The organism is Sphingomonas sp. GW821-FHT03E12 (genome assembly GCF_059420685.1).
Window position 1 is genome coordinate 257,006 of the sequence record NZ_JBWKUF010000005.1, and the last position, 15,224, is coordinate 272,229.

Genomic DNA, 15,224 nt, shown 5'->3' on the forward strand with positions numbered 1-15,224 from the left:
GGCCCGCTCCCCCACCCGGCCACCCAACGGCAGTATGATATGGGTGGCCGGGTGGGGGAGCGGGCAGGTGCCGCAACCCAATCACCGCTCGAACAGGATGGTGATTCCGTCAAGCGGGCGCGCGTGCGTCATCAGCGGGGGCGGGATCGGTTCGCCGTCGATCAGGATGTAGAGCCGGCCCGGCACGATCTGGCCCCCGCGAAAGGCGTGGGCTTCCTCAGCCAGCCGCGCACTGCTGGCGAGCGAGGGACGGGCAGCATAGACGGCGCGGACCGGCACCTTGGCCTTGGCCGCACGCCAGGCGACCTCCTGGAAGACGTCGAGACCCTTGGTGACGTCGCCCGGGATGAACGCGATATCCTTGGCCTGCGCGACCAGCTGGTCCCATTCGGGCGAGCGGGTGCGGACGTAAAGCGGGGCGCCGCGTGCTTCGGCGGTGTACGCGCGGATCGATCTTGCCATCGGCGCGAGATCGGCGGTCTGCACCACCGCGAGCGCAGCGAGGACAAGGCCCGCGCGGCTTGGCTTGAGCCGGAAAAGGATGCGGATGCCGGCAAAGACCAGGACATAGGCGGCCGGCCAGAACAGCCGGCCCGAGGCGCGCACCGCATCGAGCGCGACCGCAACGCGATCGGGCAGGGCGAAGCGCGGCAGCCGGTGTCCGGCGAAATCGGGATAGGTGGAGATCGCGAGCAGGGCGAGGACGATGAGCGCGGGCACCAGCCATTTGAGCCGCGCAAGGCTGTCCGGCGCGTCCCTCGCGGGGCGGGGCAGGCGGCGGGCGAGGACCGCGGCGAGGGGAAGCAGGATCAGCAGGCCCAGGCCGAGATACTGGAAGCCTTCGAACCCGCGGCCGGGGCGCTGCTCGATCGCGGGAAGGAAGGTCGAATAGGTATCGATCGCCGGATTCCAAAGCGCGTCGAGCGGCATCGCGAAGACGCCGTAGCTGCCCGACGGCCAGTGCGGTTCGAACACGCCGAGGCTCCAGGCGATGGCGACGACCAGGGCAAGGATCGCGGCGCATTCGGCGATGAGGCGCGGCACGGCGTTGCGCCAGTCCGCTCTGGTGTTCCACAGCCGTTCGAGCATCGCACTTGCCCAGATCGCGCCGACCATCACCAGCAGATAGGAGTGGACGAACGCGGTGACCGCGATCAGCACGGCCCAGCCCTTGTTCGATCCCGAACATCGGGGGTCCAGGAAGCGCAACAGCGCCCATAGGATCAGCCAATGCGCCATCAGATTCACATGGACGATGCGGTTGAACAGCGTCGGTAGCGCAGCAAGCAGCAGCACGCCGCACCATAGAGCCAGCTCATTGGGCGCGTGGCGGCGAAGCAGCAGCCAGGCGAAGAGCAGTTGGAGGAACATGCAGATGAGCAGCCACCAGCCGATCACTTGCGCATCGGCCGGGAGCAGGCCGCGGAACGGAAAAACCAGCGCTGAGAGGAATGGATTGCTGTCGGTGAACAGCAGGCCGGTACCCTCCGGTGCGTTGAGCAGGCTGGTGCGCACAAAGCCAGGTGCGGGATCGTGCAGCCAAGCGTGGAGTCCCAGCGCGTTTTCGCCATTGTCGCTGCCGCGCAGCAGCCAGGCGACGTTGGAAATGTCGAGAATCTGCCAGTGGAAGAAGGTGGCGAACAGCGCGAGCGCCAGCATGGTGAGCATGGCGTATGGCGCGGCCTGGTCGCGCATCATGACAGGATTCCCCCTCATTTCTTCCCCTCAAACCACCTTGAGGCCCAGCTGGTCCAGTAGCAGCGCGGCCTGATCGCGCGAGATGACCGCGCCGCGGAACCGGGCGGCGTCGGCCAGCCGCAGCCCGCCAAGGTCAGCGCCCCGCAGATCGGTACCTTCGAATCGCGCACCGTCGAGGGTCGCCTCGCGCAGGCTGGACTCCTCGAACCGAGCGAGGCGGAAGTCGCATTCGCGCAGATCCGCCTGCGACAGATCGACCCGCACGAACTTCGCCTTGCGGAACCCGTGTCTTCTCAGCCTCGCGCCGATCAGCAGCGTCTCCTCGAAATGCACCTCGACCGCCTTGAGGTCGATGAGATCGGCACCGGTGAGCTTGCAGCCCGAGAAGCGCGCGCCTTCCACGCTGGCGCGCCGGAACGACGCATTGTTGAAGTCGCTCGCCGTGAAGGTCGCGTCGTTGAGGTTGCTTCCGGCGAAGTCCGCAAAGGCGCCGCGACAGGATTGCCACCGCGTCCGCTCAAGCTTCGCGCCGTTCAGACTGGTGCGGCGCAGGTTGCAGCGCTCGAACCTCCAGCTGGATAGATCGAGCTGCGAGAGATCTGCTTCCTCGAGATCGCAATCGATCAGCGCGGTGCCGGCCGGCAGCCTCTCGACATCAATGCGGGCGAGCGCGCGATCACGAACCGGCGGGGTATCGGAAGGCACGCGCATCACCCGTTGTTAGCGGCGGCCCGCGGATTGGACCAGTGTCCAGGAAAAACATCAATTCACCTATTGTGTAATGTTACATCATATCCTAATCGGCCTCACATTAGAGCGTGAAAGGGGTAAAAGCGTGCGTCATCATCTTCTTCTCTGCACCGCGTCGGTGGTCGCGATCCTGCCGGGTGCGGCCTACGCGAACAGCAGCGCCAACGCGGCGGGCCAGGCCGGAAGCCATGCCGAGAGCGAGGTGGTCATCACCGCATCGCCGCTGCAACAGACTGCAGACGAGACCGCGACCCCGGTGATCACGCTGAGCGGCGACGAACTGGTCCATCGCCGCGCGGCGACGATCGGCGAGACGCTGGCGGGGCAGCCCGGCATCAATTTCGAGAGTTTCGGCGGCGGTGCGAGCCGTCCGGTGATCCGTGGCCAGACCGCGCCACGCGTCCAGGCCCTGACCGACGGCGTCGGGATCCAGGATGCGTCGGCGATCTCGCCCGACCATAATATCTCCGCCGAGCCGCTCTTGCTGCGCGGGATCGAGGTACTGCGTGGCCCGGCGACCCTGCTGTATGGTAGCGGCGCCAGCGGTGGCGCGATCAACCTGCTCGACGAGAAGGTGCCGACAGCGATCCCCGAAGGCGGGATCACCGGCGCGGTCGAAGGCCGGCTGGGCACGGGCGACGACGAGCGTGCAGTGGTCGGCGGCGTGACCGCGGGCGTCGGCCCGTTCGCGCTCCGCCTCGAGGGCGTGAAGCGCAAGTCGAACGACTATCGCGTGCCCGGCAAGTTCGGCGAGGATCATGTCGCGGGATCGTACAACGACACCGACACGCTGAGCGCGGGTGCGTCATGGATCGGCGACAACGGTTATCTGGGCGTCGCCTATACCCGCCAGCGCAGCACCTATGGCCTGCCGGGCCACAGCCATGAATATGAGGACTGCCACCCGCACGGCACCAGCCTGCATTGCGGCGGACACAGCCATGACGACGGCGATCACGACCATGATCATGGACACGATCATGAGGACCCGCCGCAGGTGAAGCTGCGCAGCGACCGGTTCGACATCCGCAGCGACTGGCGCGATCCGCTGCCCGGGTTCGAACGCGTGCGGTTCCGCATGTCGTTCACCGATTACGAGCATGACGAACTGGACGAAGGCGAGGTCGCCACGACGTTCAAGAACAAGGCGACCGATGTCCGGCTGGAGCTGGCGCACAAGCCGATCGGCGGGCTGCGCGGCGTGTTCGGCGTGCAGCATATGGAAAGCGATTTCTCAGCCACCGGCGCCGAGGCGTTCCTGATCAACACCAAGACCAAGAACACCGCGCTGTTCCTGATGGAATCGCTCCAGCTCGGCCCGGTGCGGCTGGAAGGCGCGGTGAGGCAGGAATGGCAGGACGTGAAATCGCACGTCGCGCGCTATCCCTCGATCAGCCACAGCCCGTTCTCGGCATCGGCCGCGGCGGTGTGGAACCTCGACGACAGCTATTCGGTGGCGCTGTCCTTCGCCCATGCCGAGCGTGCGCCGTCGGTACAGGAACTCTACGCCTATGGCGTTCACCTTGCGACCAACACGTTCGAGATCGGCATGGTCACGGGCAACACAAGATTGCGCGATAAGGTGCCGCTCGATGTCGAGAAGTCCAACTCGGTCAACCTGACGCTGCGCAAGACCAAGGGCGCGGCGACCTTCACCATCGGTGCGTACCATCAGGACTTCGCCAACTACATCTACGGCGACACGATCGACCGGTTCGAGGATTTCCGCCTGATCCGCTATGTCGGGCGCGGCGCGACCTTCACCGGGATCGACGGCGAAATGCGGTACGAGTTCAGCCCGCAGTTCGCCGCGTCGCTGTTCGGCGACTATGTCCGGGCCAAGTTCAAGGACGGCCAGGGCAATCTACCGCGCATCCCGGCCGGCCGACTGGGCGCGCGCGCCGATGCGCATTTCGGGCCGTTCACGGCGGACGCCGAATATTACCACGTCTTCGAACAGGGGAAGGTCGCGTCGTACGAGACGCGTACCCCGGGCTACGACATGGTCAACGCGACCATCGCCTACAAGCTGGAGCTGGGCGCCAACCGCAGCGCCGAACTGTTCGTGCGCGGGACCAACCTGACCAACGACCTGGCGTTCAACCACGCGTCCTTCATCAAGAACGCGGCGCCGCTGCGCGGGCGCAACATCGTGTTCGGCCTGCGGGCAGCGTTCTGAGCGGGCTCCTCTCCGCCCGTGCAGGGGCAGTGCGGACGCGACAGCCGTCCGCACTGTTCCGCCATATCGAGGCGCTTCAGGGCGAGCTGCCCTGGGGCGCGGTGCTCGACGCGGGGACGGGCACCAATTCGATCGGCTGGGTGACGTCGATTCCGACCGAGCGCTGGGTTGCAGTGAGCGGCGCGGTGGCGCATGCGGCACAGGTGCGCGACGTCGCCGAGCGGGTGCGGCGGCCGCAGGACCGCATCATCGTCGGCAATTGGGCCGACCCCAAGCTGCTGGCAGGCGAGCGGTTCGATACGGTGCTGGCCGATTATCTGATCGGCGCAGTCGAGGGTTTCGCCCCCTATTTCCAGGAGCGGATGTTCGCGCGACTGCATGGGGTGACGGCGGGGCGGCTCTATCTGGTCGGGCTGGAACCCTATGTCAGCCAGGATCCTGGGAGCGAGGCGGGGCGGATCATCTGGGAGATCGGGCGGTATCGCGACGCGGTCCTGTTGTTGTCTGCCGAGCGGCCCTATCGCGAGTTTCCACTGGAGTGGGTGGTGGAACGGCTGGAGACCAATGGCTGGCGGGTGATCGACGTCGAGCGTTTCCCGATCCGCTATGGCGCGCGGTTTGTGAACAGCCAGATCGACATGTGTCTGCGCCGGCTGGAATCGATGCCCGACCGGGTGCTGGCAGCGGCTTTGCGAGATCGGGGCGAGGTTATTCGCGAGCGTGCCCTGGCCGCCGATTCGCGCCTGGACGGCCTCCGCCACGGATTTGACTATACAATTGCGGCGGAGCCGCTCTGAGTTGGTTTGGAATGCGCCTTTCGGCGCATTGCGGTACCAGCCCGCTCCCCCACCCGGCCACCCAGCGGTAGCATGATATGGGTGGCCGGGTGGGGGAGCGGGCTGGTGCCGTCTCGAAATGCGCATCTGCGCATTTCCAAGCCAGTTCTCAGCCGGTGATGCGGCGGAGCGCGGCGCGGGCGGCGCGGCTCACGCCCTGGGACAGCCCGCCGACGCTGCGCAGGTTGAACAGGCGCAGGCGGAAACGCTCGCGCCGCGTGTCCATCCACTCGGCTTTATAGGGCTCGTCGCCATTGCCATAGTCGATCACCGCGGGGCGATCATGATCGAGGACGTGGCGGAACATCGCGACCGACAACAGGGTGCCTGGCGAGTGCTCGCGTTCGCTTTCGAGATAGGCGAGCTTGTGAATCGTGGCGTGACCGTTCTCGACCGTCCAGAATTGCGCGGCGACGGGAACGCCGTCGCGCCGGGCGATGCCGAGGCGGAGCGTGCCGGCGGCGCCTTCGGCCGCTGCGGCAGCGCGGAGGAAGGCAGGGCAGCCTTCCTCGGGCTTCCAGCTCTGCGCATAGACAGACTCGTACGCGTCCCAGGCGGCATCGTCGAACCGATCGAGCACGTCGGCGGTGAAGGGCGAATTCTTGGTGCGGCGGCGGACGGTGTTGCGCAGCTTCGAGGGGCGATTGGCCCAATAGGCGTCGAAATCGAGGCCGGCGGTGTCGGCGACCCAATTGGCGGTCTCGAACTGCAGGCGCGGCAGCCAGCCCTGTGCGCGGAACGCGGCCTGAAGCTGCACGGCGACATCGGCTTCGAGCGGCCAGAGACTGAGCGTATCGAAGCGGCGGCGCAGGAGGCGGGCCAGTTCGCCGAGCAGGCGCGAGCGCGTGTCGGGATCGGTGCCCGGCGTGAAGAGCGGGGCGAAGGCGAGCGTGTACCAGCTGGCGAGGCCGCGGCCATGTCCGCCCCCGCAATCGCGCAGCGGGAGCCAGGCGGTGGCGTCGCCCTCATGCGCGCTGGCGATGGCGAGCGGATCGCCGGAATAGATGTGCGCACGGGTGAGCGCGAGCCAGTCGTGGCGATCATAGAAGCCGGGTTGCGCTGCCCGGGCCGCATCGCGCGCGAGGCCGTCGAGCGACTGATGGAGTCGCACGGCGTCGTGGCTGGCGGTCAGGGGCAGAGCGGCGCTCATTGCGGGTCGGGGTTCCCGGTCAGGCGCTTCGCCTTGGCGAGTGCGCGCCAAGCATAGGCCTTGAGCATGTTCTGGCGCGGATAGCGGGCGGGCATCGATGGGCTGAGGCCCGCGCCGCGCAGCAACCGGTTGAAGGCATGGGCATCGGCCTCGCGATAGCTCCATTCGGAGCGCCAGGTGACCGACAGCGAGACCGAGGTGGCCGAGCCGTTCTGTACCCAGTGCGGCGCCTTGACCGGGACGTACAGCCCTTCGCCCGGGGTAAGGCTGATCGGCTGGCCCTTGGGGGCGAACTCGTCGCGGAAGGGGAGGTTGCGGTGGGCACCGCGGTGGAATTCCTCCTGCAGCGCGCCTGGGGTCAGCTCGGGATCGGCGGCGGGGAAGAGCGTCATCGTCTTCTCGCCCCGGAGCTGCAGCAGGATGTTGTGCTCCGGATCCATGTGAAACGGGGTGACGGCGCCGGGCGAGGAGACGAAGATGAATGCCTCGCGCTTGATCATCGCACCGGTACGGGCGGTGATTACAGGTTCGAGCTCGTCGAGGATCTCGTCGAGCAGCTGGCGGTAGACCGCGTCCTGATCAACGAATTTGAGCACCATCCACGAGCCGTTCTGCTCGATCGAGCGGATCGAGTCGGCGACCGACAGGCCGTTATGCTGCACCGCGGACGGGTCGACCTCGATCGGGAGATTGGCGAGATTCTGCTCGACATCGACCGGGCGAATGCGCTGCGACAGCTCGACCAGCGACTCCAGCTCGAACAGCTTATGCCCGGAGAGCTGGTGGGCGATCTTGCCCGGCTGTTCGGGATAGAGGGTGGCGAAACGGGCGCGGGCGTCGCTGTCGAACACGGTCGCGGGCGCGAGGCGGGTGGCGGTCATTCTTCGGTCTCCGGAGGCGCTTGCGGGCGCGTGCGGCGGTTGCGGATGGCTTGCGCGGCGCGCTCGACGGCGCGGGCGGCGTTGAACAGCGCGCGGCTGCGCCAGCCGGCGAGGGGCAAGGTGACGCGGACGATGGCCCGGCGCTCGCCCCACAGGCTGTCGATCATCGGGTGATCGGCGGCGGCGCAGCTGTCCATCCAGGCGATGGCTGGGTTGTCGAGGATGGCGAGATTGTCGAGCTGGATCAGCACGCCGGGGGAGTAGCGGGAGAACTCCTCGTCGAACGCGGTCTTGAACGAGAAAGAGCCGGGCGCGGTGAGGAAATTGACCAGCATCGCCAGCGGTTTGCCGTCGAGGTCGAGGCGGAGGAGCTCAAGCTTGCCCGCGTCGAACGCGCCGGTGAGCGCGTCGCGGAAGAAGGCGGCGGTGTGTGGCTCGCTGGCGAGCGCGGAACCGGCGCGGCCCTTCCACCCGGATTGCTCGAGCGCGAGATAGGTGTCGATCCAGGCGGGGAGGTCGGCGCGATCGGTGAGGCGCGTGGTGGTGACCGCGCCCAGCTCGGCGAGGCGCGACTGGAGGCGCTTGATCTCCTTGCGCTTCTTCTTGCGCACCGTCGCTTCATAATAGGCGGTGGGTGAGAGGGTGCTTTCGAGCAGCGCGCGCTCGATGCGATGGACGGTGTCGCAGGGGCGGTTCGCGGTCGCGAGCAGGGCGCAGTGGACGGGGCCGCCCTCGACGAGTCCGGTCAGGTGGAGCAGGCCGCGGGATTGCGGATCGGCATCGAGCGCGTCGAGAATCGCGGTCCAGGCGGCCGCTTCATGGCCGCGGCGGAGCAGTGGGCCGCCGAGGAAGCAATGATAGTGAAGCCAGTTCTCGACATGCGCGATCGGCAGGCGGCCATAGCGCGGCTCGGTCGCGAGCGGGAGCAGGCCGATCAGCTGGTCGCCGGCACGGATCGCGAGCAGGCGGCCATGCCGGGGCGCGAGGTGCGCGGCGCCGGCGGTGACGAACCAGCGCTCCATGAAGGCATTGGGTTCGGACGCATCGGCGGCGAGATCGTCCCACTCGGAGGCGAGGGCGGGATCGATCAGGCCGAGTGGAAGAAAGTCGGCGGATACGGCGGCGGGCGCGAGGTGCAGCACGGATGCCGCCTCACGGACAGTCGATCGATCAATGGCCTTTGCCGCGTTCATGCCGCTCCTGAACCCCCTGATCCGGCGATAGCGGTGAAGCGTTAAATTTCGGGAAGCGATACCATGAATCGCGTGCCGGTGGGTGCCCGAAACGGGTTGACCTTGCCGGCGGGGAGGCGCAGACGCCCGGCCGCGCCCAATCCGGGGCGCGGGAATCGCAACCTGAGGAACCATGGACAGCGACTCTAGTAGCAACGCGGCGACGGGCATGACCGCCGCCGCATCGGAACCGAGGAACGCGCCCGGCACGGATCGCCGGGCGAGCGCCGGCCGCTAGTCGCGTCCCCGCTCGCCCCTAGGCCCGTGACGGGCCGATGGAGGTGAGCATGACCAATCTGAACAATCGCCGTTTCACGCTGGCGCCCGGCCGTCTGGCCGCGTGCGTCTATCGCCTGCCCGTGCGGGCGACCCCTGTCGTTATGCGGCTTGCGCCGCTGCGGCTGGACTGGTCGCGCGACCCGGGGACGGGCACGCCCGTCGCATGCTGGGTCCGCGACGAAGGGGAGGTGGCGCCGCGATGCGTGTCACCCCGCCGCGTCTTCCGTCTCGCCGCCTGACACGGGAGGGTTGAGCCATGCGCAAGCGCAGGAACTCGTCCGCCGATCTGGAGCGGGAGGTGATCCTTTCGGTGATCATCCTCTACGTCCTGATCTGCGCCGCGATGATCGGGATTCACTATCTGCAGCCGGGCGGGACGGCGACGGTGACGTCGTCCTCCTCGCCCTCGCACGCCGGCCGCGCCGGAAAGGAATAGGCGATGGCACAGTATAATCAGGCGGGGCTCGGCCCCGAACAGGCGAGCCTTGCCCCGGTGTGGCGGCGGCTGCGCAGCGACGATGTGGTCGGACTTGGCCGCGCGGCGGCCGATCTCGGCTGCCGCTTTCCGCCGCCCGAGGAAGGCTATGAGGAGGATGCGGCGTTCATCTATCTGCCCGTCAGCGTGCTCGTGCGCGAGGGGCACGAGATCAGGCAGGACCAGATCGCCTTCGCGCTGGGCGACGCGGCGCTGGTAACGTGCGAGCCGGCGAACGGCTTCGTGCCGTTCGACCGTGCGCTGACGATCCTGCGAAGGCGGCCGGGCATTCCGCGTACTGCGCACGGCGTCATGTATGCGCTGCTTCAGGCCGCGAATTCGGCGTCGAACCAGATTCTGGAGCTCGCCAGCGCGGCGCTTGAGGGGATGAACCGCAAGATCCGCCAGATCGCCGAGGGCTATGACGATGCGGGGCGCGAGCTTACCACCGACGATATCGGCGAGACGATGGCCGAGCTCAACGATCGCGAGGAACTGGTCTCGCGCATCCTGGAAAGCCAGTTGCTGCTGGCACGCGCGGCGCGGTATCTGCGGGCGGAAGTCGAGGATGCCGAGCTACGCGGGCTGGTCGAGACGCTGATCTCCGACATCCAGAGCATCAAGGAGCATGCCGGGTTCGAGCACGACAAGGTCCGCTATCTCCAGCAATCGGTGATGACGAGCCTGAACGTGCGGCAGAACCAGGTGGTGAAGGTGTTCACGATCATCACCGCGGTGTTCCTGCCGCCGACGCTGATCGCGACCTTTTACGGCATGAACTTCGCGGTGATGCCCGAGCTGTCGTGGGAATGGGGGTTCACCGCCACGATCCTGCTGACGCTGCTCGCGGCGCTGCTGCCGCTCTGGTACATCAAGCGCAAGGGGTGGCTGCGTTAGGCCGGACGAAGAAAGGGCCGGCGGATCGCTCCGCCGGCCCTTTGCTTGTTCCAGCCGAGTGGCCGGGTGACAGGACTTAGAAGTCCATCCCACCCATGCCGCCCATGCCGCCGCCCATGGCGGGCATTGCGGGCTTGTCTTCCGGCAGCTCGCTCACCGCCGCTTCGGTGGTGATGAGCAGGCCGGCGACCGAGGCCGCGTTCTGCAGCGCGGTGCGGACGACCTTGGTCGGATCGATCACGCCGGCAGCCACGAGGTTCTCGTAGGTGTCGGTCGCGGCGTTAAAGCCGAACGACGTGTCGGTCTGGTCGAGCAGCTTGCCCGAGACGACCGCGCCGTCATGGCCCGCGTTGCTGGCGATCTGGCGAACCAGCGCGGTCAGCGACTTGCGGACGATGTCCACGCCGCGGGTCTGGTCTTCGTTGGCGCCTTCGAGGCCGTCGATCGACTTGGTCGCGTAGAGCAGCGCGGTGCCGCCACCGGGGACGATGCCTTCTTCAACGGCCGCGCGCGTTGCGTGAAGCGCGTCGTCGACGCGGTCCTTGCGCTCCTTCACTTCGACTTCCGAAGCGCCGCCGACCTTGATCACGGCCACGCCGCCGGCGAGCTTGGCGAGACGCTCCTGGAGCTTCTCGCGGTCGTAATCGCTGGTGGTGACTTCGATCTGCTGACGGATCGCGTCGGTGCGGCCCTTGATCGCATCGGCTTCACCCGCACCGTCGACGATGGTGGTGTTGTCCTTGTCGATCGTGACGCGCTTGGCGGTGCCGAGCATGCCGAGGGTAACCGACTCGAGCTTGATGCCGAGGTCTTCGCTGATGACTTCGCCCTTGGTCAGGATCGCGATGTCCTCGAGCATCGCCTTGCGGCGATCGCCGAAGCCCGGTGCCTTGACCGCTGCGACCTTGAGGCCGCCGCGCAGCTTGTTTACGACGAGCGTGGCGAGCGCCTCACCCTCGATGTCCTCGGCGATGATCAGCAGCGGACGACCCGACTGCACAACCGCCTCGAGGATCGGCAGCATCGCCTGCAGCGACGACAGCTTCTTCTCGTGGATGAGGATGAACGGATCCGCCAGTTCGACGGCCATCTTCTCGGGGTTGGTGATGAAGTAGGGCGACAGATAGCCGCGGTCGAACTGCATGCCCTCGACGACGTCCAGCTCGAATTCGAGACCCTTCGCCTCTTCGACGGTGATCACGCCTTCCTTGCCGACCTTTTCCATGGCTTCGGCGATCTTCTCGCCGACTTCACGGTCGCCATTGGCCGAGATGATGCCGACCTGGGCGATCTCGTTCGAACCGGCAACGGCCTTCGAGCGCGACTGGAGGTCAGCGACCACCTTGCCGACGGCGAGGTCGATGCCGCGCTTCAGGTCCATCGGGTTCATGCCGGCCGCGACCGACTTCATGCCTTCGCGCACGATCGCCTGGGCGAGAACGGTCGCGGTGGTGGTGCCGTCGCCGGCGACGTCGTTGGTCTTCGAGGCCACTTCGCGCACCATCTGGGCGCCCATGTTCTCGAACTTGTCCTTGAGTTCGATTTCCTTCGCAACCGACACACCGTCCTTGGTGATGCGCGGCGCGCCGAAGCTCTTGTCGATGACGACGTTGCGGCCCTTCGGCCCCAGCGTGACCTTCACCGCATCGGCGAGGATGTCGACGCCGCGCAGGATGCGCTCACGCGCGTCGCGGCCGAATTTTACGTCCTTGGCTGCCATGGTGGCTACCCTTTCAAAATCTGGAAAGTCTCAAAAGTCACACTGCCACGCGTGCGCGAGGCGGTGCGGTGAATGAGGTCAGGCGATGATCCCGAGGATATCGCTTTCCTTCATGATCAGCAGGTCTTCGCCGTTGACCTTGACCTCGGTGCCCGACCACTTGCCGAACAGGATGCGGTCACCCGCCTTGACGTCGAGCGGGGTCACTTCGCCCTTCTCGTTCTTGGCGCCCGAACCGGCGGCGACGACTTCGCCTTCCTGCGGCTTTTCCTGGGCGGTGTCGGGGATGATGATGCCGCCGGCGGTCTTGGCTTCTGCCTCGACGCGACGGACGAGCACGCGGTCGTGCAGCGGACGAAAGTTCATGGAGCTCTCCTGAACGCGGGTTGAAATTGTTGGCACTCCCCTGAAGCGAGTGCCAGCGGCCGGCATATGGATGTGGGGTCGGGCATCGTCAACCGCAGGCGCGGCGAGTCCGGAAAAGAATCCGACGGGCAGAGGAACCTTTCGTCCGGCAGTAAAGTGAAAGTATGCCGAAAATAAACAATTCAGTAACTACGAATTATTCCAATATGATGGAACTCTATGACGCGAATAGAATTCTGCCGGATTATCGATGCGTGAAAGTATCGATTAGAACAGGAGATGCGTCATGACTGGAAGGACGGCCATTTGGCCGGCGCTGGTGTTCGCCTCCACGGCGGCGCTGGCACTGGCAGCTTGCGAGAGTTCGGGAAATTATCGGGTCGGCTGGGTGGGCGACAGTCCGCCGCCGTCGAGTTCGAGCAGTTCGGGCGGAAGCAGCTCGAGCGGATCGAGCGGTTCTTCGGGCGGGTCGAGCAGCTCGTCCGGCGGAACGAGCAGTTCCTCGGGCGGTACCGGCAGTTCGGGCGGCGCAACCGGGCTGGTCGGCAATCTGATCGTCACCGCCGGCAACACGGTAATCGGCGTCGCCGGCAAGCATGATCAGCTGGCGCAGGTGGTGAACGGCAAGCTTCCCGCGACCGGGATCGTCACGGGTACCGTCACCCGCGTGCTCGACGCGACCGGCCAGACGCTGGTCAATCTGGGCGAAGGCAGCGGTACCGGCGGGCTGATCCTCGACGGCGTCGGCGGCAAGCTCGGCGCGCTGGTCGCGATCGATCTGGGCAAGGGGCAGGTGATCGCGGCGCCCGAGGGCTCGACGCCGCTGATCGGCCTCAACGTGCTGGCGCAGAGCCCGACGACGGGGTCGCTGGCGACCGTAGGCGCGGGGACGGGCGGGCAGTTGCTCGCGCTCGACGTCAACGGGACGGCCGGCGGGCTGCTGGGCGGCACGACCAACGGGCTGGTTGGAACCACCAAGGGCGTGGTGCAGACCGCCACCGGCACGGTCGGCACTGTGCTGGGTGCCAATGGCCAGAATAATGGCCTGCTCGGCGGTCTCAGGCCCAAGAAGAACAACTGACGCCAGTGCCCGCGCCCCGTGCGCGGGCATTTTTCCATGGCGAGGATGGACTCATGATGCTGGCAGCCATGATGGCGCTGGCCGCTGCCGCGGACCCGCAGGACGGCGCGCGGCTGATCGACCGCAACCGGATCGACCGGCCGCGCACCCCGGCACCGCAGCTCAAGCCCGCACCCGAAATCGATCGCGCGAAGATCAAGGCCAGCGGCACCGGCCGCCCGATCCGCGGCATCCGCTTTCGCGGTGCGGAGGCGCCGCGGCCGGTGGCACGCGCGGCGGAAGGCTTTCTGGGCCGGCCGATGACCGGCGAGGCGCTGGCCGAGCTCGCGGGGAGCCTGTCGCGCGCCTATGGCAAGAGCAATGTCGCGCTCTACACGATTGCGATCCCGGAACAGGATTTCGCCAATGACGTGGTCGAAGTGCTGCTGACCGAAGGGCGGATCGTCACGATCGAGATGAAGGCGCCGCGCGGCAGGCATCGGCTGCTTGCGGCGCGCGCGGGCCGGATGACCACCGAAGACCCGCTGACCCGCGCGACCTTTGAACGGCAGTTCACGCTGATGCGGGCGATCCCCGGCCTGACGTTCACGCCCGAGTTCAGCGACCCGCGGAACGACGGCGCGCTCAAGCTGGCGCTGACCCCGAAGCAGAAGCGGCGCAGGATCACCGCGGGGTTCAGCAACCGCGGCGTCGATCTGACCGGGGACGGCCAGTTCGACCTCAACGCCGAATTCTATAGCCTGGCCGGAGAGGGCGACCAGCTGACGCTGGGCCTTTCCGCGGCGAGCGACTTCAAACGCTATCGCTATGCCGCGGCCGGCTATCAGGCGCCGCTGACGCCCAATGGGCTGACGCTCTCCGCCAACCTGGCGTGGCTGGAGACACGGCCGCGCGGCTTTGCGGGCAAGGGCACCGCAAAGCTCGCCGGCGCGACCTTGTCCTATCCGCTGGTGCGCCGCTTCAACCGGGCAGTGGATCTGAGCCTGGGCGTGGACGGGATCAACAGCGACAATGCGGTGCTGGGCAATCTGATCGCGACCGAGCGGACGCGTGCGGTACGCGCCGCCGCCGGGATCGTGGATGCGCGCGAGAAACGCTCCTGGTCGGTGAGCGCGGCGGTGTCGCAGGGGCTGGATGTCCTTGGGGCGCGGGTGATCGAGCCCTATGCCGAGAAGGGGTTCCGCAAGGTCAATGGCGCGGCGAGCGTGACGCAGGCACTGGGCAAGCGCGTGAGCGCGCGGCTCAACCTGTCGGGGCAGTATAGCGGTGACCGGCTGCCCGCGGCGGAACGCTTTTCGGTCGGCGGCGAGGCGCTGGGCCGGGCGTTCGACACGGCCTTCCTCACCGCGGACAAGGGCGCGGGGGCGCTTGGCGAACTGGCAGTACGGCCAGTGAAGGGCGGGGCGTTCGCGGCGAGCGAGCTCTATGCCTTTGCCGACCGCGCCTGGATCGGCCTGGCAGCACGCGGGATCGATCCGGGGATCGACCTGTCGATGGCCTCGGCCGGGTTTGGCGGGCGGATCAAGTTCAAGGAAAAAGCGGAACTGGGGCTGGAGGCGGCGGCCGCGATCGACGAGCCCTATCCCGCCTTCGACAAGGACTGGCGCATCTCCGTGATGTGGCGGCTGTCGCTCTAGGCGATCCGAAACCTGCCTTCGTCACCCAGGCCTCGTGCCGGGG

14 protein-coding genes are annotated in these 15,224 nt (G+C 67.0%); 7 read left to right on the forward strand and 7 right to left on the reverse strand.

Annotated features, from left to right (window positions below; translation table 11 throughout):
- Positions 1–81: 81 nt before the first annotated feature.
- Together AC07TU_RS17880 and AC07TU_RS17885 are read right to left on the reverse strand one after the other, a co-directional pair.
- Positions 82–1,698, reverse strand: a complete 1,617-nt coding sequence (locus AC07TU_RS17880) for a DUF6311 domain-containing protein (protein WP_495189273.1) — start codon at positions 1,696–1,698, stop codon at positions 82–84.
- A gap of 27 nt (positions 1,699–1,725) precedes the next feature.
- Positions 1,726–2,409 (reverse strand): pentapeptide repeat-containing protein, encoded by a 684-nt coding sequence (locus AC07TU_RS17885; protein ID WP_495189274.1) that lies wholly within the window; start codon positions 2,407–2,409, stop codon positions 1,726–1,728.
- 124 nt (positions 2,410–2,533) lie between these two features.
- Here AC07TU_RS17885 and AC07TU_RS17890 point away from each other — a divergent pair, with 124 nt between their 5' ends.
- Both AC07TU_RS17890 and AC07TU_RS17895 read left to right on the forward strand, forming a co-directional pair.
- A complete protein-coding gene (locus tag AC07TU_RS17890; RefSeq protein WP_495189275.1) occupies positions 2,534–4,627 on the forward strand; it encodes a TonB-dependent receptor domain-containing protein in 2,094 nt (697 codons plus the stop codon).
- Positions 4,628–4,656: 29 nt separating this feature from the next.
- Positions 4,657–5,424 (forward strand): hypothetical protein, encoded by a 768-nt coding sequence (locus AC07TU_RS17895; RefSeq protein ID WP_495189276.1) that lies wholly within the window; start codon positions 4,657–4,659, stop codon positions 5,422–5,424.
- Positions 5,425–5,572: 148 nt separating this feature from the next.
- Here AC07TU_RS17895 and AC07TU_RS17900 read toward each other — a convergent pair whose 3' ends face one another.
- Genes AC07TU_RS17900 through AC07TU_RS17910 form a run of 3 tightly spaced genes read right to left on the reverse strand, consistent with a single transcriptional unit; the run spans position 5,573 to position 8,687 of the window.
- Positions 5,573–6,613 (reverse strand): GNAT family N-acetyltransferase, encoded by a 1,041-nt coding sequence (locus AC07TU_RS17900; protein WP_495189277.1) that lies wholly within the window; start codon positions 6,611–6,613, stop codon positions 5,573–5,575.
- On the reverse strand, positions 6,610–7,494 hold the full coding sequence (locus AC07TU_RS17905; RefSeq protein ID WP_495189278.1) for a cupin-like domain-containing protein: 885 nt from the start codon (positions 7,492–7,494) through the stop codon (positions 6,610–6,612). The genes AC07TU_RS17900 and AC07TU_RS17905 overlap by 4 nt, the downstream gene beginning before the upstream one ends.
- Positions 7,491–8,687 carry a GNAT family N-acetyltransferase gene (locus AC07TU_RS17910; RefSeq protein WP_495189279.1) on the reverse strand — a complete coding sequence of 399 codons (1,197 nt, stop codon included), beginning with the start codon at positions 8,685–8,687 and terminating at the stop codon, positions 7,491–7,493. Before AC07TU_RS17910 ends, AC07TU_RS17905 begins: the two co-directional genes overlap by 4 nt.
- A 326-nt stretch (positions 8,688–9,013) precedes the next feature.
- On the opposite strand from AC07TU_RS17910, the gene AC07TU_RS17915 reads away from it, so the two are divergent.
- Genes AC07TU_RS17915 through AC07TU_RS17925 form a run of 3 tightly spaced genes read left to right on the forward strand, consistent with a single transcriptional unit; the run spans position 9,014 to position 10,377 of the window.
- Positions 9,014–9,244, forward strand: coding sequence for a hypothetical protein (locus AC07TU_RS17915; protein WP_495189280.1), 231 nt, complete (start codon positions 9,014–9,016; stop codon positions 9,242–9,244).
- A 17-nt stretch (positions 9,245–9,261) separates the two neighbouring features.
- Complete coding sequence (locus AC07TU_RS17920; RefSeq protein ID WP_495189281.1) at positions 9,262–9,441, forward strand: hypothetical protein; 180 nt, start codon at positions 9,262–9,264, stop codon at positions 9,439–9,441.
- A 3-nt stretch (positions 9,442–9,444) separates the two neighbouring features.
- On the forward strand, positions 9,445–10,377 hold the full coding sequence (locus AC07TU_RS17925) for a CorA family divalent cation transporter (protein WP_495189282.1): 933 nt from the start codon (positions 9,445–9,447) through the stop codon (positions 10,375–10,377).
- 76 nt (positions 10,378–10,453) lie between these two features.
- On the opposite strand, the gene groL is transcribed toward AC07TU_RS17925, so the two are convergent.
- On the reverse strand, positions 10,454–12,097 hold the full coding sequence (gene groL, locus AC07TU_RS17930) for a chaperonin GroEL (RefSeq protein WP_495189283.1): 1,644 nt from the start codon (positions 12,095–12,097) through the stop codon (positions 10,454–10,456).
- A 78-nt stretch (positions 12,098–12,175) separates the two neighbouring features.
- Complete coding sequence (groES, locus tag AC07TU_RS17935) at positions 12,176–12,463, reverse strand: co-chaperone GroES (RefSeq protein WP_066579595.1); 288 nt, start codon at positions 12,461–12,463, stop codon at positions 12,176–12,178.
- Between the two features lie 286 nt (positions 12,464–12,749).
- Here groES and AC07TU_RS17940 point away from each other — a divergent pair, with 286 nt between their 5' ends.
- Together AC07TU_RS17940 and AC07TU_RS17945 are read left to right on the forward strand one after the other, a co-directional pair.
- The gene (locus AC07TU_RS17940; protein WP_495189284.1) at positions 12,750–13,544 is read left to right on the forward strand and encodes a hypothetical protein; all 795 of its coding nucleotides are present in this window, start codon (positions 12,750–12,752) and stop codon (positions 13,542–13,544) included.
- A gap of 53 nt (positions 13,545–13,597) precedes the next feature.
- Positions 13,598–15,181 carry a ShlB/FhaC/HecB family hemolysin secretion/activation protein gene (locus AC07TU_RS17945; protein WP_495189285.1) on the forward strand — a complete coding sequence of 528 codons (1,584 nt, stop codon included), beginning with the start codon at positions 13,598–13,600 and terminating at the stop codon, positions 15,179–15,181.
- Positions 15,182–15,224: the final 43 nt, after the last annotated feature.

What these genes read in the sequence shown, in the direction of transcription:
- AC07TU_RS17910 (WP_495189279.1), bottom strand. Translation starts at nt 8,687, where the DNA reads ATGAACGCGGCAAAGGCCATTGATCGATCGACTGTCCGTGAGGCGGCA.
- AC07TU_RS17920 (WP_495189281.1), top strand. Translation starts at nt 9,262, where the DNA reads ATGCGCAAGCGCAGGAACTCGTCCGCCGATCTGGAGCGGGAGGTGATC.
- AC07TU_RS17900 (WP_495189277.1), bottom strand. Translation starts at nt 6,613, where the DNA reads ATGAGCGCCGCTCTGCCCCTGACCGCCAGCCACGACGCCGTGCGACTC.
- AC07TU_RS17880 (WP_495189273.1), bottom strand. Translation starts at nt 1,698, where the DNA reads ATGATGCGCGACCAGGCCGCGCCATACGCCATGCTCACCATGCTGGCG.
- groL (WP_495189283.1), bottom strand. Translation starts at nt 12,097, where the DNA reads ATGGCAGCCAAGGACGTAAAATTCGGCCGCGACGCGCGTGAGCGCATC.
- AC07TU_RS17915 (WP_495189280.1), top strand. Translation starts at nt 9,014, where the DNA reads ATGACCAATCTGAACAATCGCCGTTTCACGCTGGCGCCCGGCCGTCTG.
- AC07TU_RS17940 (WP_495189284.1), top strand. Translation starts at nt 12,750, where the DNA reads ATGACTGGAAGGACGGCCATTTGGCCGGCGCTGGTGTTCGCCTCCACG.
- AC07TU_RS17945 (WP_495189285.1), top strand. Translation starts at nt 13,598, where the DNA reads ATGATGCTGGCAGCCATGATGGCGCTGGCCGCTGCCGCGGACCCGCAG.
- groES (WP_066579595.1), bottom strand. Translation starts at nt 12,463, where the DNA reads ATGAACTTTCGTCCGCTGCACGACCGCGTGCTCGTCCGTCGCGTCGAG.
- AC07TU_RS17885 (WP_495189274.1), bottom strand. Translation starts at nt 2,409, where the DNA reads ATGCGCGTGCCTTCCGATACCCCGCCGGTTCGTGATCGCGCGCTCGCC.
- AC07TU_RS17925 (WP_495189282.1), top strand. Translation starts at nt 9,445, where the DNA reads ATGGCACAGTATAATCAGGCGGGGCTCGGCCCCGAACAGGCGAGCCTT.
- AC07TU_RS17905 (WP_495189278.1), bottom strand. Translation starts at nt 7,494, where the DNA reads ATGACCGCCACCCGCCTCGCGCCCGCGACCGTGTTCGACAGCGACGCC.